This window comes from Kitasatospora sp. NPDC018058 (assembly GCF_044327205.1).
In the GTDB taxonomy this organism is placed as follows: domain Bacteria; phylum Actinomycetota; class Actinomycetes; order Streptomycetales; family Streptomycetaceae; genus Kitasatospora.
The window spans coordinates 126,447-147,102 of record NZ_JBIRFA010000010.1; the positions used below are offsets into that span (position 1 = coordinate 126,447).

Annotated in this window: 24 protein-coding genes; 14 read left to right on the top strand and 10 right to left on the bottom strand. The window is 72.0% G+C overall.

Annotation, left to right across the window (positions count from 1 at the left end):
• Positions 1-15 precede the first annotated feature (15 nt).
• Positions 16-432 (bottom strand): (2Fe-2S) ferredoxin domain-containing protein, encoded by a 417-nt coding sequence (locus tag ACH4E7_RS16510; protein ID WP_396249746.1) that lies wholly within the window; start codon positions 430-432, stop codon positions 16-18.
• Positions 433-594: 162 nt separating this feature from the next.
• Between ACH4E7_RS16510 and lepB the strand changes: the two genes are divergently transcribed.
• Both lepB and ACH4E7_RS16520 read left to right on the top strand, forming a co-directional pair.
• Positions 595-1,254: a signal peptidase I gene (gene lepB / locus ACH4E7_RS16515; RefSeq protein WP_396249747.1), complete on the top strand. Its 660-nt coding sequence runs from the start codon at positions 595-597 to the stop codon at positions 1,252-1,254.
• A complete protein-coding gene (locus ACH4E7_RS16520; RefSeq protein WP_396249748.1) occupies positions 1,251-2,288 on the top strand; it encodes an AraC family transcriptional regulator in 1,038 nt (345 codons plus the stop codon). The genes lepB and ACH4E7_RS16520 overlap by 4 nt, the downstream gene beginning before the upstream one ends.
• 231 nt (positions 2,289-2,519) lie before the next feature.
• Here the strand turns inward: ACH4E7_RS16520 and ACH4E7_RS16525 are convergent, their stop codons facing one another.
• The gene (locus tag ACH4E7_RS16525) at positions 2,520-4,175 is read right to left on the bottom strand and encodes an FAD-binding dehydrogenase (protein WP_396249749.1); all 1,656 of its coding nucleotides are present in this window, start codon (positions 4,173-4,175) and stop codon (positions 2,520-2,522) included.
• Positions 4,176-4,493: 318 nt separating this feature from the next.
• On the opposite strand from ACH4E7_RS16525, the gene ACH4E7_RS16530 reads away from it, so the two are divergent.
• Positions 4,494-5,432 (top strand): SGNH/GDSL hydrolase family protein, encoded by a 939-nt coding sequence (locus ACH4E7_RS16530; RefSeq protein ID WP_396249750.1) that lies wholly within the window; start codon positions 4,494-4,496, stop codon positions 5,430-5,432.
• A gap of 84 nt (positions 5,433-5,516) precedes the next feature.
• On the opposite strand, the gene ACH4E7_RS16535 is transcribed toward ACH4E7_RS16530, so the two are convergent.
• Complete coding sequence (locus ACH4E7_RS16535) at positions 5,517-6,611, bottom strand: HoxN/HupN/NixA family nickel/cobalt transporter (protein WP_396249751.1); 1,095 nt, start codon at positions 6,609-6,611, stop codon at positions 5,517-5,519.
• Between the two features lie 278 nt (positions 6,612-6,889).
• Between ACH4E7_RS16535 and ACH4E7_RS16540 the strand changes: the two genes are divergently transcribed.
• The 5 genes from ACH4E7_RS16540 to ACH4E7_RS16560 all read left to right on the top strand — a co-directional run bounded on the left by ACH4E7_RS16540 (position 6,890) and on the right by ACH4E7_RS16560 (position 11,590).
• Positions 6,890-8,740 (top strand): CocE/NonD family hydrolase, encoded by a 1,851-nt coding sequence (locus ACH4E7_RS16540; protein WP_396249752.1) that lies wholly within the window; start codon positions 6,890-6,892, stop codon positions 8,738-8,740.
• A gap of 69 nt (positions 8,741-8,809) precedes the next feature.
• Entirely contained in the window at positions 8,810-9,505 is a 696-nt protein-coding gene (locus ACH4E7_RS16545; RefSeq protein WP_396249753.1) for an aspartate/glutamate racemase family protein, read from the top strand.
• A gap of 196 nt (positions 9,506-9,701) precedes the next feature.
• Positions 9,702-10,451 (top strand): alpha/beta hydrolase, encoded by a 750-nt coding sequence (locus ACH4E7_RS16550; protein WP_396249754.1) that lies wholly within the window; start codon positions 9,702-9,704, stop codon positions 10,449-10,451.
• A 73-nt stretch (positions 10,452-10,524) separates the two neighbouring features.
• Positions 10,525-11,118 (top strand): class I SAM-dependent methyltransferase, encoded by a 594-nt coding sequence (locus ACH4E7_RS16555; protein ID WP_396249755.1) that lies wholly within the window; start codon positions 10,525-10,527, stop codon positions 11,116-11,118.
• Positions 11,119-11,152: 34 nt separating this feature from the next.
• Complete coding sequence (locus tag ACH4E7_RS16560) at positions 11,153-11,590, top strand: hypothetical protein (protein WP_396249756.1); 438 nt, start codon at positions 11,153-11,155, stop codon at positions 11,588-11,590.
• A gap of 88 nt (positions 11,591-11,678) precedes the next feature.
• Here ACH4E7_RS16560 and ACH4E7_RS16565 read toward each other — a convergent pair whose 3' ends face one another.
• Together ACH4E7_RS16565 and ACH4E7_RS16570 are read right to left on the bottom strand one after the other, a co-directional pair.
• On the bottom strand, positions 11,679-12,209 hold the full coding sequence (locus tag ACH4E7_RS16565; RefSeq protein WP_396249757.1) for a DinB family protein: 531 nt from the start codon (positions 12,207-12,209) through the stop codon (positions 11,679-11,681).
• A gap of 231 nt (positions 12,210-12,440) precedes the next feature.
• Positions 12,441-12,578, bottom strand: coding sequence for a hypothetical protein (locus ACH4E7_RS16570; protein WP_396249758.1), 138 nt, complete (start codon positions 12,576-12,578; stop codon positions 12,441-12,443).
• Here ACH4E7_RS16570 and ACH4E7_RS16575 point away from each other — a divergent pair.
• A complete protein-coding gene (locus tag ACH4E7_RS16575; RefSeq protein ID WP_396249759.1) occupies positions 12,566-13,429 on the top strand; it encodes a helix-turn-helix domain-containing protein in 864 nt (287 codons plus the stop codon). The two genes, ACH4E7_RS16570 and ACH4E7_RS16575, sit on opposite strands and share 13 nt — an antisense overlap.
• Positions 13,426-13,650 (top strand): DUF397 domain-containing protein, encoded by a 225-nt coding sequence (locus ACH4E7_RS16580; protein WP_396249760.1) that lies wholly within the window; start codon positions 13,426-13,428, stop codon positions 13,648-13,650. The genes ACH4E7_RS16575 and ACH4E7_RS16580 overlap by 4 nt, the downstream gene beginning before the upstream one ends.
• Positions 13,651-13,692: 42 nt before the next feature.
• Here the strand turns inward: ACH4E7_RS16580 and ACH4E7_RS16585 are convergent, their stop codons facing one another.
• Positions 13,693-14,001, bottom strand: a complete 309-nt coding sequence (locus ACH4E7_RS16585) for a cupin domain-containing protein (protein ID WP_396249761.1) — start codon at positions 13,999-14,001, stop codon at positions 13,693-13,695.
• Between the two features lie 71 nt (positions 14,002-14,072).
• Here ACH4E7_RS16585 and ACH4E7_RS16590 point away from each other — a divergent pair, with 71 nt between their 5' ends.
• A complete protein-coding gene (locus tag ACH4E7_RS16590; RefSeq protein WP_396249762.1) occupies positions 14,073-14,897 on the top strand; it encodes a hypothetical protein in 825 nt (274 codons plus the stop codon).
• 185 nt (positions 14,898-15,082) lie between these two features.
• On the top strand, positions 15,083-15,709 hold the full coding sequence (locus ACH4E7_RS16595; RefSeq protein WP_396249763.1) for a GNAT family N-acetyltransferase: 627 nt from the start codon (positions 15,083-15,085) through the stop codon (positions 15,707-15,709).
• 20 nt (positions 15,710-15,729) lie between these two features.
• Here ACH4E7_RS16595 and ACH4E7_RS16600 read toward each other — a convergent pair whose 3' ends face one another.
• Together ACH4E7_RS16600 and ACH4E7_RS16605 are read right to left on the bottom strand one after the other, a co-directional pair.
• Positions 15,730-16,635, bottom strand: a complete 906-nt coding sequence (locus ACH4E7_RS16600) for an aminoglycoside phosphotransferase family protein (protein ID WP_396249764.1) — start codon at positions 16,633-16,635, stop codon at positions 15,730-15,732.
• Positions 16,636-16,677: 42 nt separating this feature from the next.
• Entirely contained in the window at positions 16,678-17,373 is a 696-nt protein-coding gene (locus ACH4E7_RS16605) for an SDR family oxidoreductase (protein WP_396249765.1), read from the bottom strand.
• A 69-nt stretch (positions 17,374-17,442) separates the two neighbouring features.
• Between ACH4E7_RS16605 and ACH4E7_RS16610 the strand changes: the two genes are divergently transcribed.
• Positions 17,443-18,258 (top strand): LysR family transcriptional regulator, encoded by an 816-nt coding sequence (locus tag ACH4E7_RS16610; protein ID WP_396249766.1) that lies wholly within the window; start codon positions 17,443-17,445, stop codon positions 18,256-18,258.
• A 57-nt stretch (positions 18,259-18,315) separates the two neighbouring features.
• On the opposite strand, the gene ACH4E7_RS16615 is transcribed toward ACH4E7_RS16610, so the two are convergent.
• Positions 18,316-19,170: a helix-turn-helix transcriptional regulator gene (locus ACH4E7_RS16615; RefSeq protein WP_396249767.1), complete on the bottom strand. Its 855-nt coding sequence runs from the start codon at positions 19,168-19,170 to the stop codon at positions 18,316-18,318.
• A 103-nt stretch (positions 19,171-19,273) separates the two neighbouring features.
• Between ACH4E7_RS16615 and ACH4E7_RS16620 the strand changes: the two genes are divergently transcribed.
• Entirely contained in the window at positions 19,274-20,008 is a 735-nt protein-coding gene (locus ACH4E7_RS16620) for an SDR family NAD(P)-dependent oxidoreductase (protein WP_396249768.1), read from the top strand.
• On the opposite strand, the gene ACH4E7_RS16625 is transcribed toward ACH4E7_RS16620, so the two are convergent.
• Complete coding sequence (locus tag ACH4E7_RS16625) at positions 19,996-20,652, bottom strand: HAD family hydrolase (protein WP_396249769.1); 657 nt, start codon at positions 20,650-20,652, stop codon at positions 19,996-19,998. The genes ACH4E7_RS16620 and ACH4E7_RS16625 overlap by 13 nt on opposite strands.
• Positions 20,653-20,656: the final 4 nt, after the last annotated feature.

Below are 20,656 nucleotides of genomic sequence, written 5' to 3' on the forward strand. Positions count from 1 at the left end.
CGCCAGTAATAGCGGTCAGTCCGGCAGGGCCTCGCGCACCCGGCGGGAGACCGAGATCAGCTGGAGGTCGAGCAGACCGGGCGGGTCGGCGAGACCGGGGCCGCCGGCGTGCACCCAGGCGGCTATGTCGTCGATCATCTCGTCCATCAGCACGAAGCCGAGCCAGACCGGACGGCCGCCCGCCGCCCGGCCCTCGCTGGACGGGCCGACCACTACGACGTTGGACTGGGTGCAGACGTCCAGGCACTTCACCGCACGGACCCGGCCCGCCGAGCCGACCGCCGTCCGCAGCCGCTCGTACTGCCCCGCGTGGTCCACCCCGGGGTGCTTCGCCTCGGTGCCGCAGCAGCAGCCGCGGCAGACGGTCACGGTCACCGGGGAACCGGCCCCGGGCCGGCGGTCACGGTCGCGGTCGCGCTCTCGGCGGCTCATCGGCTCTGCTACCCCTCCTGGTCGGCGAGCCCTGGTCGGCGGCACGCTCTGCACCGGAACTTTACCGGGCGCCCGGGGACCCTCGGCCGGGCCGGGCGGCGCTCACTAGGATGCCCAGGGCCCCGCGCCGACACGGGGCAGTTCCCAGGGAAGGACGGGCGGATGCCGAAGCGGAGGGGCGCCGGCCTGTGGTTCTCGGTGGCCGTGGGCGTGCTCGGGATCCTGTGCGGGGCGCTCGGGCTCTCGGTGGTCCTCACCGGCGGCTACTCGGTCCACCGGATGGACGGTACGGCGATGGGGCCGGGACTGCGGCAGGGCGACCGGATGCTGACCGACCGGGTCGCGGCCGCGGACGTCCGGCGCGGCGAGATCTACGTCGTCGACTCCCCCTGGGACTTCCAGCACCCCGCGGTCTCCCGGGTGATGGCCGTCGGCGGCAACCGGATCGCCTGCGCCGACGGACGGCTCAGCCTCAACGGCAAGCCGTTGGACGAACCGCTCACCCGGCAGACCGGCACCTGCTCCCACGACTTCGACGTCACCGTCCCGCTCGGACGGGCCTTCCTGATGGGCGACCGGCGCGACGAGGCGATCGACTCCCGGCAGAGGGTCGACGACGGACAGCAGGGCACCGTCGACCTCGCCAAGCTCACCGCGGGCCGGGTGGTGTGGCACTCCGGCGCCGACGCCCCCGCCCTGCCCGGCAAGCTGATCGGCGCGGCGGTGCTGCTGGTGCTCGGGGCCCTGCTCGCCCTGGCCGGGCTGGTCGCCTCGGTCGTCATCGCCGCCTTCGCCGCCGCCCGGCGCCGGACGGCGGCGTGACGCACCCGGCGGAACCGGACGGAGACACGACCGGACCGGACGGCGACACGACCGAGCCGGGCGACGGCGCGGACGGGTCCGGCCCGGTCGCGCTGTACCGGGGCAGCAGCATCGACGAACTGCGGCAGATCGTCAGCGAGCGGCTCTCCTCGCACCGTCTGACGCTCCTGGGCAGACAGCCACTCGCCAGCTGCTTCCGGGTGTTCCACGAGGGCGGGATCGGGCTCTACGACCTGTGCTACGGCGCGGACGTCCGGCTGAACACCGAGGAACTGCCCGACTTCTACAGCGTGATCCTCCCCGCCACCGGCGGCGTACGGGTCCACGCCAACGGCGTCGAACTGCCCTCCTCGCTGTTCGTCGCCGGGCCCGGCGACCGGATTTCGATGGAATGGGACAGCCGGGCCCGGAACGGGGCGCTCGCGGTCTCCCGCGAGACGGTCGAGCAGGCGCTCGCGGTCCGGCTCGGCGACCTCCCCCGGCAGCCGCCGCGGTTCCGCCACCACCTCGACCCCGCCGACCCGGCCGTCCGCGCCTGGGTCGAACTCGCCCGGCACTTCATGCGGTTCGCCGTCTCACCGCTCGGCCGCCGCTCCCCGCTGGGCCTCCAGCACTTCGAGCGGCTGCTGGTCGACGGCCTGCTGGACGCGCAGCCGCACTCCTTCAGCGGGCCGACGGCGGACGGCGCCCGCGCGATGCTGCCGAGCGCACTGCGCCGGGCCACCGCCTACTGCGCCGAGCACGCCCACGAGGCGGTCTCGGTCGGCGACATCGCCGAGGCCGCCCGGGTCGGCCTGCGCACCCTGCGGGAGGGCTTCCGCACCCACCTGGACACCACCCCGCTGGCGTACCTGCGGGAGGTCCGGCTCGACCGGGTCCACCACGAACTGCTCGCCATCGCCGACGGCCGGGCGACCGGCACGATCACCGAGGTCGCCTGCCGCTGGGGCTTCACCCACCTCGGCCGGTTCAGCGCGGCCTACCGGCGCACCTACGGGCGCTCACCCTCGGAGACCCTCGGCCGCAGCGCCTGACCGCCCGTCCGGCTGTCCGGCTGTCCGGCTATCCGGAAACGCGCACCGGCGCGGGCCGAATGCGGATAGGCGCGGCGCCACCGTTCGGGGAGGCTGGACGCGAGCGGTGGCGGTGCGCCCCCGACGGGGGAGGGGGCGCACCGCGACGGCGACGGCGACGACGTGGCCCCGGAGCCGACGGCCCGCACCTCAAAGCCCGCACCGTCGAGGCCCGCACCGTCGCGGCCCCCGCTACGCCACGGCCTCCGCCGCCGCCCGTCCCGCCGTCCGCCCGGAGAACAGGCAGCCGCCGAGGAACGTCCCCTCCAGCGAGCGGTAGCCGTGCACGCCCCCGCCGCCGAAGCCGGCCGCCTCGCCCGCCGCGTAGACGCCGGGCAGCACCTCGCCGTCCGGGCGCAGCACCCGCGAGGACAGGTCGGTCTCCAGCCCCCCGAGCGACTTGCGGGTCAGGATGGTGAGCCGGACGGCGATCAGCGGAGCGGCGGCCGGGTCGAGGATGCGGTGCGGGGCGACGGTGCGGACGAGCTTGTCGCCGAGGTGGCGGCGGGCGCCGTGGATGGCGGTGATCTGGAGGTCCTTGGCGAAGGGGTTGGCCACCTGCCGGTCGCGGTCCTCGACGGTGCGGCGCAGCTCGTCCGGGTCGATCAGCGGTTCGCGGGTCTTGGCGTTCATGCCCCGGGCGAGGTCCGCGAGGTTGCCCGCGACCACGAAGTCCGGGCCGCGCCGCAGATGCCCCTGGACCGGCCCGGGGGCGCCGGGCAGCGCCCGTCCGAGCACCCCGCGGACGGACTTGCCGGTGAGGTCGGGGTTCTGTTCGGAGCCGGAGAGGGTGAACTCCTTCGCGATGATGCGCTGGTTGAGCACGAACCAGGTGTGCTCGTGGCCGCTCGCCATGATGTGTTCGAGGGTGCCGAGGGTGTCGAAGCCGGGGAAGAGCGGGACCGGCAGCCGCCGGCCGCGCGCGTCCAGCCAGAGCGAGGAGGGGCCGGGCAGGATGCGGATGCCGTGCCGGGCCCAGATCGGGTCCCAGTTCTCGATGCCCTCGGTGTAGTGCCACATCCGGTCGCCGTTGATCAGGTTGGCGCCGGCCCGTCCGGCGATCTCCAGCATCAGGCCGTCGACGTGCGCGGGTACCCCGGAGAGCAGTTTGGCGGGCGGGGTGCCGAGCCGGGCGGGCCAGGCCTTGCGGACCAGGTCGTGGTTGCCGCCGATGCCGCCGGAGGTCACGATCACGGCCTGGGCGCGCAGTTCGAAGCTCCCGGCGACCTCGCGCGAGCTGGCCTCGCCGCGGCCGGCCGGGCTGGGCACCAGCACCTCGCCGCTGACGGTGTCGGTGACGCCCGCGGTCGCGGACAGCCCGGTGACGCGGTGCCGGAAACGCAGGTCGACCAGTCCGCGGGCGGCGGCGGAGCGGACCCGCCGGACGAAGGGGGCGAGCAGTCCGGGCCCGGTGCCCCAGGTGATGTGGAAGCGCGGCACCGAGTTGCCGGGCCCGTCGGCGAGGAAGCCGCCGCGCTCGGCCCAGCCGACCACCGGGAAGAACCGCACGCCCATGCCGTGCAGCCAGGCGCGCTTCTCGCCGGCCGCGAAGTCGACGTAGGCCTCGGCCCAGCGGCGCGGCCAGGCGTCCTCGGGCCGGTCGAAGCCGGCCGTGCCGAACCAGTCCTGCCGGGCGAGGGCGTGCGAGTCACGGATGCGCATCCGGCGCTGCTCGGGCGAGTCGACCAGGAAGAGGCCGCCGAAGGACCAGTGCGCCTGGCCGCCGAGGGAGGCGGCCGGCTCCTGGTCGAGCAGGATCACCTTCCGTCCGGCGTCGGCGAGTTCGGCGGTGGCGGCGAGGCCGGCGAGTCCCGCTCCGATGACGATGACGTCGGCGTCCAGGGCCATTGCGCAGTCCTCCGTCGCGGCTGTCGGTGTGCGCCCGATAGTGCGGTCTGGGGTGACGCCCGGTCAACCGGTCGGTAACAAGCGCCGACACGAATTCCGCTCCACCCCGTTTCGGAAATATCTCCGATACACGGTGGAGCGGAATTCGAAATGTCACCCAGTGCCATCTGACGGGATTTCCGGAATTTCCGCCGAAACGATGGACGTGCGCGAAACCTGGCAGTAACTTACCTGCGAGTAGCTGTGGCCCGGCTCGGCACGACCCCCACCCGTCGAACCACGACCCCCACCCGTCGTTTCTCTCCCCCAGGAGGAACCGTGCTCCGCCCTGCCCGGAATTCCCGGCGACTCCGTAATTCCACCGCGCTCGCCGCCGTCGCCCTCGGCGCCGCCCTCGCGCTCACCTCCACCACCGCCCAGGCCGCGACCGCCGCACCGAAGCACGTCGTGGCCCTCGGCGACTCCTACGCCGCCGGCGCCGGAGTGCCCGGCCAGTCGGCCGGGCTGTGCCTGCGCTCCGACCACAACTACGGCCACCTGGTCGCCGCCGCGCTCAAGGCCGGCGCGTACACCGACGCCACCTGCGCGGCCGCCAAGGTCAAGGCCATGACTCAACCGCAGTACGACGCCTTCATCCGGGTCAACGACCCGCAGCTGGACTCGGTGACCGGCGACACCGACCTGGTCACCCTCGGGATCGGCGGCAACGACCTCGCGTCCAGCGACCTCGGCCTCGGCGAACTGGTCGCCACCTGCATCGCCGGCGCGGTGGTCAACCCGCTCGGCACGCCCTGCAAGGACGTCTACCACCACGGCTACTGGGACTGGAACACCTGGTCCTGGCAGTACGGCAACGACGACCTGGCCGAGCGGATCACCACCACCATCACCCCGCAGATCGCCACCACCCTGAAGCAGATCCACGCCAAGGCGCCCAAGGCCAAGGTGCTGCTGGTCGGCTACCCGTCCGTGCTGCCCGCCGACGGCTCGAAGTGCGTCCTGCGCCAGCCGGTGACGCCGGGCGACGTCGAGTACATGTACGGCGTGCTCAACAAGCTGAACGCCGCCCTCAAGTCCACGGCAGCGGCCAACGGCGCGACGTACGTGGACACCGCGACGCCGACCGTCGGGCACGACGTCTGCTCGGACGACCGCTGGATCGAGGGCGCGCTGCCCGGCTCACCCGCCGTGCCGTTCCACCCGAACGCGACCGGCGAGAAGGTGATGGCGGACGCGGTGCTGGCCGCGCTGCGGTAACACCCGCTCCGGGAAAGCCCCGAAAGCCCGAAAGCCCCGAGGGGCCGGTGACCAGACCCCGGTCACCGGCCCCTCGGCCCACTGCTACTCCGACTCGGCCGAGGCCAGCCCGGCCGACCACTTCTCCTCGACCTTGCCGAACTTCCAGAACGCGATCGCCCCGATCCAGGTCAACACGAACAGGACGACGATCGCGTAGCCGACGAAGTTGAGGTCCAGCGCGCCGATCCAGGCGATCGGGCCGCTGGTGATGTCCAACTTCTCGCCGAGCAGGCCGATCAGCTCGATCAGGCCGATGACCAGCGCGACCAGCACCGACAGGCCGGTGACGGTCAGGTTGTAGTAGATCTTGCGGACCGGCTTGGAGAACGCCCACTCGTAGGCGAAGTTCATGAACGAGCCGTCGATGGTGTCCAGCAGGCTCATCCCGGCCGCGAACAGGATCGGCAGGGTCAGCAGCGCGTACCAGGGCAGCGAGAAGGCCGCCGCGCCGCCTGCCAGCACCAACAGCGACACCTCGGTGGCGGTGTCGAAGCCCAGGCCGAACAGCAGGCCCACCGGGTACATGTGCCAGGACTTGGTGACCGCCCGGGTGACCTTGCCGAGGATCCGGTTCATCAGCCCGCGCCGCTCCAACTGGCGCTCCAGCTCGGCCTCGTCGTACTCGCCCTCGCGCATCCGGCGGAACACCTTGAGGATGCCGTTGAACGCGCCCAGGTTGATCAGGCCGAGCAGCAGCAGGAAGGTGCCGGAGACGGCGGTGCCGATCAGGCCGGTCATCCTGTGCAGGGTGGAGTCGTCCGCCTCCACCTGGTCGGCGAGCGAGCGGATGCCGAAGGCCAGCAGCGCGCAGAGGCCGAAGACGATCGAGGAGTGCCCGAGCGAGAACCAGAAGCCGACCGACAGCGGCCGCTTGCCCTGGCCCATCAGCTTGCGGGTGGTGTTGTCGATCGCCGCGATGTGGTCGGCGTCGAAGGCGTGCCGCATGCCGAGGGTGTAGGCGGTCAGGCCCATGCCCGCGCCGAAGACCTGGCCGCCGACGTCGTAGTGCTCGGGCGCGACCAGCGCGAGCAGGGTGAACCAGCCGACCACGTGCAGCACGAGGATGAAGCCGCCCATCCCGGCCAGGCGCATCCACTCCTCACGGGTGAGCCGGTCGCGCCAGCGGGGGCCGGTCATCGTCTTGTCCTTTCGGCAGGGCGGTCAGAGCTGGGCCATCTTTGCCTCCTTGGGCAAGTAGTTGCAAGTCATACGCAATTACAGGTCGGTTTCGGGACCTGCCCGGTTCACGTCCGCCCCCCGTCCGGCCGAGCAGGGTGTAGCCGCTTCGTCCCATCTCATCAGGAAATCCGCCGCTTCCTCCCCTAGGGTCGGAATGCCGACAGCCCGCAGCGCGATCCCCGTACGCGCTGCGGGCCGCTCGACGCTCACCGGCCCGGGACCCGATGGGAGCGGCCATGCCGTCCTACCCCTTCCACACCACCCGCGAGGACGTCCGCATCCCGCTGCCCGACGACACCCAGCTGGCCGCCCGGCTGTGGCGCCCGGTCGGCGACGAGCCCGTCCCGGCCCTGCTGGAGTACTCGGCCGACCGCCTGTCCGACCGCACCGCCGCCGAGGACGCCCGCCGCCACCCCTGGTACGCCGGCCACGGCTACGCCACCGTCCGGGTCGACACCCGCGGCCACGGCAACTCCGGCGGCCTGCCTGCCGAACCCGGCGGCGAACAGGAACTCACCGACGGCACCGCCGTCATCGACTGGCTCGCCCGCCGCCCCTGGTGCAACGGCCGGGTCGGCCTGCTCGGCGTCGGCGCCGCCGGCACCACCGCGCTGCGGCTCGCCGCCCGCACCCCGAACACCGTCGGCGCGGTCGTCGTCGCCTGCCCCGAGGGCGGCCACCGGCTCGGCGGCGCCGTCCTCGCCGCCGACCTGCACGCCCGGCTCACCGCCCTGGTCGCCGACGCCGCCCTCCCCCCGGACCCGCGGCACACCGGCGACGCCTGGCGCTCCGGCTGGCTGGCCCGGATGGAGTCGCTGGAGCCCCCGGTCGACGCCTGGCTCGCTGCCGGGGACACCACCGTGCCGGTCTCCGTCCCGGTGTTCGCGGTCGCCGGCTGGGGCGACCCGTCCTGCTCCTTCGTCCTGCGCCTGCTGGCCGAATCCCCCACCGCGCACGCGCTGATCGGCCCCTGGCCGCACGGCCTTCCCGAGGCCGCCCTGCCCGAGACCCTGCGTTGGTGGAACCACTGGCTGCGCGGCGTCGACACCGGCGCCCTCAAGGAACCGGCCCTGCGCAGCTGGATCAGCACCCGCTGGACCGGTGAGGACAGCTGGCCCTCCCCCGACGTCCGGGAGATCCACTACGACCTGGACGGCCAGCTGCGCACCGCCGGCACCACCTCCGACGACCGCTACGTCCACGTCCGCTCCCCGCAGCACACCGGCCTCAACGCCGGCGCCTACGTCCCGCGAGGCCGCCCCGCCGACCAGCCGCCGGACCAGCGGGAGGAGGACGGCCGCTCGGTCTGCTTCGACTCCCAGCCACTGCCCGAACCGGTCGAGCTGCTCGGCGCCCCGACCGTACGGCTGCGGCTGCGCTCCCGCGAGGACGGCGGTCCCGTCCAGCTGGCGGCCCGGCTCTGCGCGGTCGGCCCGGACGGCACCTCGGAACTGCTCACCCGAGGAGTGCTGACCGCCGCCGGCCCGGACGCCGAGATCGAGCTCGCCGCCTGCGCGGCCACCGTGCCGGCCGGACACCGGCTGCGGCTCGCTCTCTCCTCCGTCTACTGGCCCTGGGTGTGGCCGCCCGCCGACGACCGCGGCTACGCCCTCGACCCGTCCCGCTCCACCCTCAGCCTGCCCGTCCGCCACCTCGCGGCCGACATCGGCACCGCGCCCGTCACCTTCGAGACGCCCGCACTGCCCGACCCACCGGACATCCACCTCACCGAACCGCTCACCGCCCGGCCCGAGCACGTCATCGTCCACGACATCGGCCGCCACGAGTGGCGCACCGAACTCTCCCCCGCCGCCGACGGCACCCGCACCCACCCGGACGGGCTGGTTCGCGACGAGCACACCGTCACCGCGTACCGCATCCTCACCGGCGCCCCGCTCAGCGCCCAGGCCCGTACGGACCACACGGTGCGGCTGGAGCGGCCGGACATCGGCTGGGACGTCACCGTCCAGACCCGCACCCAACTCCGGTGCGACGCCGGGCACTTCCTCAGCATCGTGCAGCTGCGGGCGCTGGAGGCGGGGTCGGTGGTGTTCACCCGGGAGTGGCAGCACAGGGTGCCGCGGTAGGGCCGGGAACGCCCCAAAGTAATCCTTATATCCTTGCCTCGATACTCTCCTCTGACTTATAACTGGCCCATGAAGACGCTCGGACTGATCGGCGGCATGAGCTGGGAATCCACCGCCGAGTACTACCGCCTGCTGAACGAGCTCACCCGGGACCGGCTGGGCGGACTGCACTCCGCCCAACTGGTGCTCTACTCCGTCGACTTCGCCGAGATCGAGCAGCTGCAGGCGGCGGGGCGGTGGGAGGAGGCCGGCTCGATCCTGGCCGGCGCGGCACGCTCGCTGGAGGCGGCCGGCGCGGACCTGCTGCTGATCTGCACCAACACCATGCACAAGGTCGCCGACCAGGTCGCGGCCGCGGTCTCCGTGCCGCTGCTGCACCTCGCCGACGCCACCGCGGCGGCCGTCCGGGCGGCGGGCCTTCGACGGGTGGGCCTGCTGGGAACGGCGTTCACCATGGAACAGGACTTCTACCGGGGGCGGTTGGCGTCCAGCGGACTGGACGTCCTGGTGCCGGAGGCGGATTCGCGCGCCCTGGTCCACCGGGTGATCTACCAGGAGCTGTGCGTCGGGGAGGTCCGGGAGGAGTCCCGGGCGGCCTACCGACGGGTGATCGAGGACCTGGTGGCGGCGGGAGCGGAGGGGATCGTTCTCGGCTGCACCGAAATCGAACTGCTGGTCCAGCCGGAGGACAGCCCGGTCCCGCTGTTCCCCACCGCTCGTCTGCATGCGGAGGCTGCCGTGGCCGCGGCACTTGACGGCCGGTGAGGAGAAACCGGACTTGCGCGGGAGGGCGTTCGGGCTGCAAGATCTCCCTCGACCGCGACACCGAACGAGGAGGTGAGACCCCGTGAACGCTGTATCGATGTGGGTGCTCCCCCTCGCCGTCACGGTCAGGCGATAGACGTAGCTGTCCGCCGGGAGCCCCCGAACACGCTTGGGCACTCCCGAAAGGCAACACGCTATGTACGCTCTTCAGTTCACCTCTGAGTCGTCCTCGCACGGCATCCGCGAGCGCGACTTCACCCTGGGCGACGCCCCCGGCGTCCTCTGGTCCCCCGCCTCCGGCGCCGACCGCGCACCCCTGGTGCTGATGGCCCACGGCGGCGGCAACCACAAGAAGCACCCGGCCATGTCCGGCCGGGCCCGTCTCCTCGTGACCGGCTCCGGCTTCCACGTCGCCGTCCTCGACGCCCCCGGCCACGGCGACCGGCCGCGCACGGCACACGACGAGGCGGAAATCGCCGAGCTGTACCGGGCACGGGCGGCCGGCGAGCCGGAAGGCCCGATCGTCGTCCGCTACAACGACCACCTCGCAGACCTCGCCGTACCCGAGTACCGGGCCACCCTGGACGCCCTTCAGGAACTTCCGGAGATCAGCACCGACGGGCCGGTCGGCTTCTGGGGCATCAACATGGGCACCGCGATCGGACTGCCGTTCGTCGCCACCGAACCCCGGATCACCGCCGCCGTCTTCGGCCAGCACTGGCCCGACACCCTGGCCGAGAAGGCGAAGCGGATCACCATCCCGATCGAGTACGACATGCAGTGGGACGACGAGCACATCTCCCGTGAGGCCGGCCTCGCGCTGTTCGACGCCTTCGCCTCGAAGGAGAAGTCGCTGCACGTGAACTCGGGCAGGCACAAGGACCTGCCCCGCTTCGAGGCCGACAGCGCCGCCCGCTTCTTCGCCCGCCACCTGACCCGGGCCTGACCCCACCCCGCTGCGGCGCCCGGCCGGTTCCGCCGGGCGCCGCCGGGAGCACAGAACCTCTACCGTGGGGGTCATGCACGACGAAGTCCCGTACTGGAACACCAATGTGGCCCGCCACCCGGGCATTCTGCGGGCGGTGCCGCCCGGGTGTCGGGCGGCGCTGGATGTGGGGTGCGGGGACGGGCTGTTGGCGGCAAGGTTGGCGCGGCGGTGCGGGCGGGTGGTCGGGGTGGATCTCTCCGGTGAGATGGTCGCGCTGGCGCGGGCCACCTACTCCGAACCCACCTTTCTGGAGGGGAACTTCCTCACCCTGGACCTGCCGGGCGAGGGCTTCGACTTCGTCTGCTCGGTCACGGCCGTCCACCACATGGACTTCGAGGCTGCCCTCACCCGGATGCGGGAACTGGTGCGCCCCGGCGGGGTGTTGGTGGTGGTCGGTCTGGCGCAGGAGGAGTCGGCGGCGGACTGGGCCCGGTGGGCCGCGGCCGCGCCGCTGGTACGAGCGGTGAAGGCGCTGCGGCGGGCGGGCGCCCCGGAAGGCATGCCCATGGCCCCGCCGGGAATGAGCTACCAGGAGGTGCGGGAGACCGCCCGGCGGGTGCTGCCCGGGGTGCGCTACCGGTGGCACCTGTTGCGGCGCTACTCGCTGACCTGGACCAAGCCCTGAGAGCTCTGTCAGCGGCGCCTGGGAGAGTTCGATTGTGACCTGCGATGTGTGCGACCACGAGATGCGGCCGGTGCCGGTCTCCAACCCTCGGCCGGACTGGGCCCTCCCGGTGAAGGAGAGCTGGTTCTGCGCCTGGTGCTACGCGTGGACCGAACTCGGCCACGGCCCCCAGGAGGTCTCCCGTCCGCGCTACGAGCCGCCCGATTGGCGCTGGGAGCGGGCCGAGTCGGAGCACCTGCCCCCCGATGTCGCCCACGCCTACGGGTACTTCGCCACGACCCTGTGCGGCATCCGGCAGGACGGCCTGCACGCCTCGCCGTACTACTGGCTGCCGGGCCGGGACAACGCCTGCACGGCCTGCAAGGAGGCCGCGGTCGTCATCGACCGACGCTGGCCGACGGACCCGCAGGGCGAGAGGCGCCAGCGGCCACAGATCACTCCCCCGCCCGGTTCCGACTGGCCGCCCTTCTAGATCGTTGACCGGGTCATCGACGGGCGGTTACCAACAGGTCGTCACGGACGACCTGTCCTGTCGAGAGCCGGTGAGACACCGCCTCCGGCTACTCGCCGGTGACGCCGTCGGCAAGCTCCCGGACGATGTCGAGCTGCCCGACATGCCGCGCGTACTCCTGGAGCAAATGGAACAGCACCCAGATCAGCGTTGGCCGCTCCTCCTCGGGCGGGACCCGGCCCCCGAGCGTGGCCATCCGGTCCTCCAGCCGCGCGCTGGCGACAATCGCGCGGGACCGCTCGCACTGGGCGCGGAAGAACGCCGTGACATCCTCGACGGTCTCACCCGCCTCGACACGCCATGTGCCGCCACGGGCTTCCATATCGCCCCACGGCTGTTCGACCTGCTGGCCGGCGAAGCCCCACTCCAGCCAGCGCAGCTCCACATAGGCCAGATGCTTCAACAGCTCCAGCGGAGCCCAGTCGGATGGCAGCCGGCTGTCCCGCAACTCCTCGTTGGTTAGGCCGTCCAGCTTGCGCAGCACGGCGTCACGGTAGAAATCCAGATAGCCCGCCAACAACTCGGCCGGGTTGGTGAGCGTCACATCGGGCTCCGCCGGGGGACGGAATTCAGCAGTCATGGCAGGTGATGTTAAGCGGGGCCCCACAGGCAGGCCAACCACTCACAGCAAAGCGTCCCGCCCGTCGATTACCTGGTCAACGATGCGAGCCGAGTCACTGGGGCGCGAACGGACCCGGCTCCCGTACTGTTCGGTCAGCGCTGCGCGAGCCCCGCGGCCAGGAACATCGCGCCGGGCAGCGGCGCCGGCCGCCCGGCGGGTCTGACCGGACGGCCTGAGCGATCGCGCGAATCAGACGGTGTCGTCCGGGCGGTGGGGCATCCGCAGGACGACGACCACGCCGAGCGCGACGACGGCAATGGCGAACGAGACCGCCGGGAAGGCAGACTGGTCCGCGAGGCTCAGAGAGGGCGGGGATGGCCGGAACAACAGGTCCGACGGTTCAACGGAGGCAACTCGGAGCCGAGCTACGCCGCAGGAGAGAGGAAGCCGGCCTCTCGCACGAGGAGGTCGCCGAAGCTCTGAGCGGCATGAGCCAGCCGAAGCTGTCCCGCATCGAGAACGGCCGTGGCGCCACCAAGGTGGACGACGTCAAGCGGCTCCTCGCGCTGTACCGCTGCGACGACACCGAACTGATCTCAGCACTGGTCGACATGGCCAAAAACGGCTCGCAGCGCGGCATGTGGTGGCAGAGTTACGGCGCGCACATCAGCCCCGAACTCGGCGATCTGATCACCCTTGAGGCCAGCGCCTCGTCCGTTCGCACCTACGAGGGTTCCTTCATCCCAGGCCTTCTCCAAACTCCCGCATACGCACGCGAAATCATCAAGAAGCTCAGCATGCGGCCCGACGTCAACGTCGAGGCTCTCGTCGACGTGCGCATGGCCAGGCAAGGTGCACTCACCCGGTCCGAGCCGCTCACACTCTGGGCGGTCATCCACGAGGCAGCCATCCGGTCCGGCGTCGGCGGCCCCGCCGCCATGGCCGAACAACTGTCCCGTCTCATCGATCGCGCTGCCCAGTCGAACATCAACATCCAGGTCATGCCGATCGGCGCGCCGGCTCACCACGGAATGGGTGGAGCCTTCACCATTCTCGGCTTCCCGCAGCGCCAGGACCTCGACGTCGTCATGGTGGACGGCACTTTGAGCAACCTCTGGGTCGAAGAGGTCACCGACGTAGAAATCTACGGAGCGAAGTTCGACGCGATCAGGGCCGACGCCCTCGGTTTCGACGACTCGCTCGCCATCATCACTGACCAGAGAGACAAACTCACATGACGCCCCACCCCAACGCGGCTTCCCTGAAGCTCACCTGGCGCAAGTCCTCACGCAGCAACGATTCCGGCAACTGCGTCGAGGTCGCCTGCCTGGACGGATCGGCCTCGTTGATCCGCGACTCGAAGGACCCATCCGGCCCTGCCCTGGGCTTCGATCGGGCGGCACACGAAGCCTTCATCAATGCCGTCTCCGCCGGGGAGTTCGACTTCGGGCTCCTCTGATCGTCACTCTGCGGCGCCTCGCCCATTCCTGGCGAGGCACCGCTACCCCTCCTCGGGCACCTCGACGATGAGCAGCGTCCCCCGGCTGCCCGCCCGCACGGCATGCCGGGCGCCCGGCGGTACCCGGCACAGTTCGCCGGCGCCGACCGTCAACTCCTCGCCGCCCATCTCCAACTTCAGGACGCCGTCGGCGACGAACAGCACCTCGGCCGTCCCATGCACCTCCGCCTCCAGCTCCCGGCCGTCCATCCGCAGCACCTTCACCGCCGCCGTGCCGACCTGCGCCAGCACCACCGACCGCCAGGCATCCGGCAGTTGGGCAGCGCGTTCCTTCACGTCCACCAAGCTCATGACCAGGGACGCTACCCGCGTCACCTCTCAAATTGGTTGACCGTTCGGCAAAACCTGCCAGGATCGCCCAGGTGAACGCTCGCGCGCTGTACGAGGCGCTCCTCGACACCAACGGCCCCTACGAGGACGTCATCGCCCCCTGGCTCACCCAGGCCTCCGCCGACGGCTACCGCGCCCACCTCCACACCGCCGCCACCCCTCGCAACCACTGGTGGACCGACAAGGAGGACGGCTGGAACCTCCTCTGCGAGCTCTACGCCCTCAGCCGCGTCAGCGACTACCTCCTCCTCGACCCCCAACTTCCGCCGTACCTGGACCTGTTCACTGCCCTCGGCATGACCCCGTTCGAGGACACCACCCCCTTCGACCCCTTCCTGCACGAGATCACCGAGGTCGAGCAGGCCGAAGACCCGGACTCCCCCATCGAGATCCTCGACGTCCGCTGGCCCGGCCTGATGCTCGGCGAGCTGCTGTTCAGCCGCGCCGGCGTGCGGGTCCGGGCGGGCCTCGCGCACGCGGAACGCGGGGTGGCCGACCGCTGGCCGATCTACTGGACGCACCGTCGCGCCCACCGCCCCACCCGTGACCTCTCCCAGGGCTGGGGCAACAACTCCCAGTGGCGTACCGACTTCCGCCTCGACTACCGCACCGCCGACGGCGACCTGCTCAACCTCGCCGAGGACGCCCCGATCGACGGCCGCCCCGACCTCGACCCGGACGACTACGGGAACCTCGGACCGGACGAGCGCCTGCTCACCCCCGCCGAGCGCCGCGAACTCCTGCGCCACCGCACCTTCCTGCGCACCCCCGCGACCGCCGCCGCCTCGCCCGCCTGGGCGGCGGACCTGTGGCCCTTCGAGTGGCGGCTGCCCGCCGACCTCGAACAGCGCAGGTGAGGTCTGGATCACTGCGCATGATCATGGCGGTTGATAGGTAGAGACGCATGGAAGAACTTGTACGCCTCAGGGACGTCGAGGAAGCCGCAGCCGGAGACGGGCCGCTTCTGTGGGCAGCTCAGGCGCAGCACAATGGCCGGCTGGGGCCGGGCGTGCGGGCCTGGCGTCATGGGACGGCCCTTGCGGTGACGAGCCCCGACCTCTCCCGGCGGGACCGGCTGGTGATCAAGGGTGATCCCGATGACGCCGCACACCTGGTGCGACACGTCCTGGACGAGGTCGGGCCGTCCTACCGCCCCGTCGGCCACGCTCCGTTGATCGACGCGCTGATCGGCAGGGTCCCCGGCCTCGCTCCGATCCGCGAGTTCTTCTGGATGGAGACCGCAGCCCTGCCAGCCCCTCCCGCCGTCGGGGTGGAGTGGCTGGATGAGGTGACGGTGAAAGAGGCGATCTCGCTGTTCGACCGCTTCTTCCCCGACTCGTACGCGCAACCGGAGGACAGTGCCGTGCGCCGTTGGGCCGGAATCGTCGACTCCCTCGGGGGCCGCGAACGACCGGAGCCCTTGGCCGTGGCAGCCGATGTCTGGTCGGCGGCCAACTGCGGCTTCCTGGCCGGCGTGTGCGTGCACCCCGCTGCCCGCGGGCGCGGGCTTGCGCAGGCCGTCTGTGGCTTCGTCATCGAGGCGTTGGTGCGTCGGCACGGGCGTGCCGCCCTCATGGTGCACGCGGACAACCAGGCGGCCATCGCCGTGTACGAGCGCTTGGGTATGACCAAGCGGCTCCTCTGCGCGGCCCAGGTCGTCTCCCCGTAGGAGTCGCGGGCCGTGCTCCGTCAGGACTTCGTGGCGCGGTCGGCGAGCAGCTCGCCGACCACGTACCGGGCGGTGCGCACCATCCGGGGGTTGGTCCCCCGGTAGTAGTCGAGTTCCATCAGCGCGACGGACAGCGCCCAGCCCGTCCCCCGGGCCCAGGCCGCGTCATCGGCGCCGACGGCCGTCCGGAAGGCGTCGCGCACGGCGGCGGGGAGCACGTACCAGGCCGGGAGCAGGTCCACGGCCGGGTCGCCGAGGCCCGCGCAGCCGAAGTCGATGACGGCGCTGAGGCGGCCGTGGCCGTCGACCAGGAGGTTTCCGGGCTGGAGGTCGGCATGGATCCAGATCGGTGGGCCCGGGTGCGACGGGGCACGAAGTGCCGCCTCCCAGGCGGAGGTTGCCACCTCGACGGGGATGACGTCGGCCAGCGCCGCGAGTGCCCGCCGGACCGCGCCGTCCCGGTCCGACAGGGACTCGTTGCGGTAGGAGGCCGGGCCGCCGGTCGGGTCCGCCCGGTGCAGGGCGGTGGTGAAGGACGCCAGGTCCCGGGCGAGCAGCCCGGGTTGCGGGGAGTGCCCGGCCTCGGGGTTGGCCCCGTTCAGCCAGCGGAGCACCGACCACGGCCACGGGCAGCCGTCGACCGGCGTGCCCAGGCCCACCGGGGCCGGTACCGCGACCGGCAGTCGGGGCGCCAGGCGGGGCAGCCAGGCGTGCTCCTTGCCGATGTCCTCGGCCGCCCCCGGGATGCGCGGGATCCGTACCACCAGCTCCGCGCCGAGCCGGTACATCGCGTTGCTGGTCCCGGCGGAGTCAACCAACTCCACGGACAGGTCGGCCCATTGCGGGAACTGCGCGGACACCATGCGCAGCACCAGCGCCTCGTCGATGTCCAGTTCGTCAGCGTGCATCTTGGGGGAGGACGGCATGGCGTCCGACCTTGCCAGCACCCATCGGGCCTGGCAAACGAATTACCAGGGCACGACCCGCCCCAGGTGGTCGACGAAGTGCAGGCTGCTCTTCCCCTGGTGCCGCTCGATCGTCTCCGCCACTCCGGGAACGCTCTCCTCCACGCTGAGCTCGGCCTCGAAGCCGCCGAGTTCGGTGCGCACCCACCCCGGGTCCATCAGCAGCAGCGTCCGCGCGTCGTCCGCACGGCGAGCGGCGTAGCAGCGCATCAGCTGATTCAGCGCGGACTTACTGGCCCGGTAGAGGTCCTGGCCGCCGTCGGTGTTCAGGGCGATGCTCCCCTGGTCGGAGGACATCACTCCGACGGTTCCGGTCGGTGCGACCAACGGGCCGAGCACCTCCACGACGCGCATCGGGCTGAGCGCGTTGGTGACCATGACCTCGGTGAACATGTCCGTCGGGACCTCGCCGATCGGGAGGTCGCCGCGGGTGATGGCGGCGTTGACGAAGAGCAGGTCGAGGGTGCGGTGGGCGAGACGGTCGCGCAGGGCCGCGATCTGCTGCGGGTCGGTCATCTCCAGCGACTCGACGGTCAGCCGCCCGTCGGAGGTGTCGGCCAGGTCGTGCAGGCCGGTGCGCCGGCTGCCGCGGACCGTGCCGATGACGTCCCAGTCACGGCGGAGGAATTCGGTGGCGAGCCCGAGGCCCAGGGTCCGGGAGGCGCCGATGATCAGTGCAGTGTGGCGATTGTCGGTCATGGTCCGAGTCTCCGAGCGGCGCGGACCGGGCGTCCAATACCCTTCCGAGCGCATTGATACCGTGCGGGCATGGATCTGGACCTGCGCAAGCTCCGCTACTTCGTCGCGGTGGTCGAGCACGGCCAATTCGGCCGGGCGGCAGGCGCGTTGTTCATCGCCCAGCCGGTCCTGAGCCGGCAGATCCGGGCGTTCGAACGGGAGTGGGGCTGCACGCTGTTCACCCGCACCACCCGCAGCGTTGAACTGACCGCCGCCGGGCGACAGTTGTACGAGGAGGCGCGGCGGATCACCGCGACCGTGGACGCGGCCGTACGACGCGTCCAGGAGGCGGCGCTGGGCGAACAGCGGCTGGTCATCGCCTTCTCGCCCGGCCTGCACGTGTCGGAGGCGATCCGGGCGTTCACGGCGCGGCGCCCGGACGTCGGGGTGGACGTGCTCCCGCTGCGCTGGTGGGAGCAGGACGCACCGCTGCGCGACGGCCGCGCGCACGTCGGCTACCTGCGGCGCCCCTTCGACGACGCGGGGCTGCGCACCATCCCCATCGGGCACGAGACCAAGGTCGCCTGCCTGCCCGTGACGCATCCGCTGGCCGGCCGGCCCAGCCTCACCACGGCCGACCTCGACGGCGAGCCGATCCTCGACGCCCGGGCGCGGCGGACCTACACGCTGGACGAGAAGTTCGAGCTGATCGCCTCCGGGCAGGGCATCGCGCTCGTCCCGCTGAGCGTCGCGGGCTCCTACTCCCGCCCCGACCTCGTCTATCGGCCGGTCACCGACTACCCGCCGGTCGAGACCTGCCTGGCGGTCCCGGAGGACAGCCGCGGGGACGTCGTACGGGACTTCCTCGACATCGCCGTCGCCACCCTGCGCCCGCTCACTCCCTGACCGACTCACCCCCTGCCCGGCTCACTCGCGCTGACCGGCTCAGTCGCTCTGATCTGCTCACTGCCTGACCGCGAGGTCCTGGCTGCCGACCACCTTGAGCAGCCGCAGCGCCGAGTGCGAGGGCGTGCCGGGGGCGGCGGTGTAGAAAATCGTCCACTGGTCCCGGTGCGGGTCGTGCAGCGCCTCGCAGTCGAGGTCGAGCGGGCCGACCACCGGGTGCACGATGCGCTTGCGGGTGGAGCGGCGCACCTCCACGTCCTGCCGGGCCCACAGTTCGCGGAACTCGGCGCTGCCCGCGAGCAGTCGGTCGATCAGGCGGCGCATCCCGCTATCGGCGGGGTAGCGGGCGGCGGCGGAGCGCAGGTCGGCGACCGCGTGACGGGCGAACTGGGCCTGGCCAGCGGGGTCGTGGCGGGCGCGGGCGTCCGGGTCGGTGAAAAAGCGCCAGATGAGGTTGCGTTCGCCGGGTGGCAGGGCGGAGAAGTCGCCGAGCAGCGCGGCCGCCATGGCGTTCCAGGCGAGCACGTCGCGGGCGGCGCTGCAGACCATGGCCGGGGTGTCGTCCAGCCGGTCGAGCAGGTGCAGGATGCCGGGCCGGACGTCGCGGGGCAGCGCGCTCGGGGGCAGCGGCGGCTCGCCGACCAGGTGGTGCAGGTGGGCGGTCTCGTCCTCGGACAGCCGCAGGGCCCGGCTGATCGCGCCGATCATCTGCCGGGACGGACGCGGCCCCCGGCCCTGTTCGAGCCGGATGTAGTACTCCACCGACATGCCCGCGAGTTGCGCGACCTCCTGGCGGCGCAGGCCCGGGGTGCGGCGCCGTCCGCCGGCCGGCAGGCCGACGTCGGCGGGCTGGATGCGGGCTCGCCAGCGCCGCAGGAAGGCGGCCAGCTCGGCCCGGTCCACGTGTTCCACGCCCCCAAGTCTGGCCCGGTCGCCGCGCGGCGACCATGGGACTCCCGATACCACCCTCGACAGTGCTCTCCCGACCCCGCCGCCGCCCGGCCAGAGTCGAGGCATGACCACCAACCGCATCATCCTGATCACCGGCGCCAACAAGGGCATCGGCCTCGCCACCGCCGGCGAACTCGCCCGCGCCGGGCACACCGTGCTGATCGGCGCCCGCGACCCCGAGCGCGGAACCGCGGCCGCCGCCGGGCTGACCGCGCAGGGCCTGTCCGCCCGCTTCGTCCGCCTGGACGTCACCGACCCGGCAATCGTCGCCGCCGCGGCCGAGCTGATCGCCGCCGAGTACGGCCGACTGGACACCCTGGTCAACAACGCGGGCGTCGCCCGGGACTGGCAGCGCACGCCGGAGGAGCTGCCGGTCGAGGCGGTGCGCGAGACGTACGAGACCAACGTGTTCGGCGTCGTCACCGTCGTCAACGCCATGCTGCCGCTGCTGCGCAAGTCGTCGGCCGCCCTGATCGGCAACGTCTCCAGCGGCCTCGGCAGCTTCTCCTTCCTGGCCGACCCGGAGTCCCCGATCTGGGAGCACGCGACCCTGCTCGCCTACAACTCCTCCAAGGCCGCGCTGAACGCCGTCACGCTGGTCTACGCCCGGGCGTTGCGCGAGTCCGGCATCAAGGTCTGCGCGCTGGAGCCGGGTTACTGCGCGACCGACCTCAACGGCCACAGCGGCCACGCCACCGCTGAGGAGGGCGGCCGCCGGATCGCCCGGCAGCTGGGCGAGGCCGAGGCCGGGGCGACCGGGCAGTTCTTCAACGCGGAGGGCGGCACCTACCCCTGGTAGGAAGCGATGAGGGCCGGCAGCTCGCGCATGTCGTGGAAGACGACCGTGCCCGGCCCGGCCAGCCGCTCCGCCGCCGTCACGCCGCCCGCGTAGCCGAGCGCGCGCATCCCGGCGGCGCGGGCGGCCGTGACGCCGGGCCCGCTGTCCTCGACCACGACGCAGGCGGCCGGGTCGACGCCCATGCTCCGCGCGGCGTGCAGGAACAGGTCGGGCGCGGGCTTGCCGCGCCCGACCTCGGTGGCGCTGAAGATCCGCCCGGCGAACCGCTCGTACAGCCCGGTCCGGCCCAGGGTGTGGCGCATCTTCTCGTGCGTGCCGCTGGACGCCACACAGGTCGGCAGGGTGATCGTGGCCAGCGCCTCCGGCAGTCCGTCCACCGGGGTCAACCCGGCGTCAACCGCCTCGGCGTGCAACTCGCGGAAGCGCTTGTCGAACAGCGTCGCCGTCTCCTCGCCGAGCCGCTCGGCGACCATCGCGTGGTTGGCCGCCTCGGACCGCCCGACGAACTTCTCGATCACCTCGGCCTCGGTCAGCGGCCAGCCGTACTCCTCCCCCAGCTGCACCAGGACGCGGACGGCGATGATCTCGCTGTCCACCAGGACGCCGTCGCAGTCGAATATCACCAGCTCTATCGGGTCGATCATCCTC

What these genes read in the sequence shown, in the direction of transcription:
- ACH4E7_RS16605 (WP_396249765.1), bottom strand. Translation starts at nt 17,373, where the DNA reads ATGACCGACAATCGCCACACTGCACTGATCATCGGCGCCTCCCGGACC.
- ACH4E7_RS16510 (WP_396249746.1), bottom strand. Translation starts at nt 432, where the DNA reads ATGAGCCGCCGAGAGCGCGACCGCGACCGTGACCGCCGGCCCGGGGCC.
- ACH4E7_RS16525 (WP_396249749.1), bottom strand. Translation starts at nt 4,175, where the DNA reads ATGGCCCTGGACGCCGACGTCATCGTCATCGGAGCGGGACTCGCCGGC.
- ACH4E7_RS16600 (WP_396249764.1), bottom strand. Translation starts at nt 16,635, where the DNA reads ATGCCGTCCTCCCCCAAGATGCACGCTGACGAACTGGACATCGACGAG.
- ACH4E7_RS16535 (WP_396249751.1), bottom strand. Translation starts at nt 6,611, where the DNA reads ATGACCGGCCCCCGCTGGCGCGACCGGCTCACCCGTGAGGAGTGGATG.
- ACH4E7_RS16610 (WP_396249766.1), top strand. Translation starts at nt 17,443, where the DNA reads ATGGATCTGGACCTGCGCAAGCTCCGCTACTTCGTCGCGGTGGTCGAG.
- ACH4E7_RS16620 (WP_396249768.1), top strand. Translation starts at nt 19,274, where the DNA reads ATGACCACCAACCGCATCATCCTGATCACCGGCGCCAACAAGGGCATC.
- ACH4E7_RS16625 (WP_396249769.1), bottom strand. Translation starts at nt 20,652, where the DNA reads ATGATCGACCCGATAGAGCTGGTGATATTCGACTGCGACGGCGTCCTG.
- ACH4E7_RS16565 (WP_396249757.1), bottom strand. Translation starts at nt 12,209, where the DNA reads ATGACTGCTGAATTCCGTCCCCCGGCGGAGCCCGATGTGACGCTCACC.
- ACH4E7_RS16555 (WP_396249755.1), top strand. Translation starts at nt 10,525, where the DNA reads ATGCACGACGAAGTCCCGTACTGGAACACCAATGTGGCCCGCCACCCG.
- lepB (WP_396249747.1), top strand. Translation starts at nt 595, where the DNA reads ATGCCGAAGCGGAGGGGCGCCGGCCTGTGGTTCTCGGTGGCCGTGGGC.
- ACH4E7_RS16575 (WP_396249759.1), top strand. Translation starts at nt 12,566, where the DNA reads ATGGCCGGAACAACAGGTCCGACGGTTCAACGGAGGCAACTCGGAGCC.
- ACH4E7_RS16585 (WP_396249761.1), bottom strand. Translation starts at nt 14,001, where the DNA reads ATGAGCTTGGTGGACGTGAAGGAACGCGCTGCCCAACTGCCGGATGCC.
- ACH4E7_RS16540 (WP_396249752.1), top strand. Translation starts at nt 6,890, where the DNA reads ATGCCGTCCTACCCCTTCCACACCACCCGCGAGGACGTCCGCATCCCG.
- ACH4E7_RS16550 (WP_396249754.1), top strand. Translation starts at nt 9,702, where the DNA reads ATGTACGCTCTTCAGTTCACCTCTGAGTCGTCCTCGCACGGCATCCGC.
- ACH4E7_RS16545 (WP_396249753.1), top strand. Translation starts at nt 8,810, where the DNA reads ATGAAGACGCTCGGACTGATCGGCGGCATGAGCTGGGAATCCACCGCC.
- ACH4E7_RS16580 (WP_396249760.1), top strand. Translation starts at nt 13,426, where the DNA reads ATGACGCCCCACCCCAACGCGGCTTCCCTGAAGCTCACCTGGCGCAAG.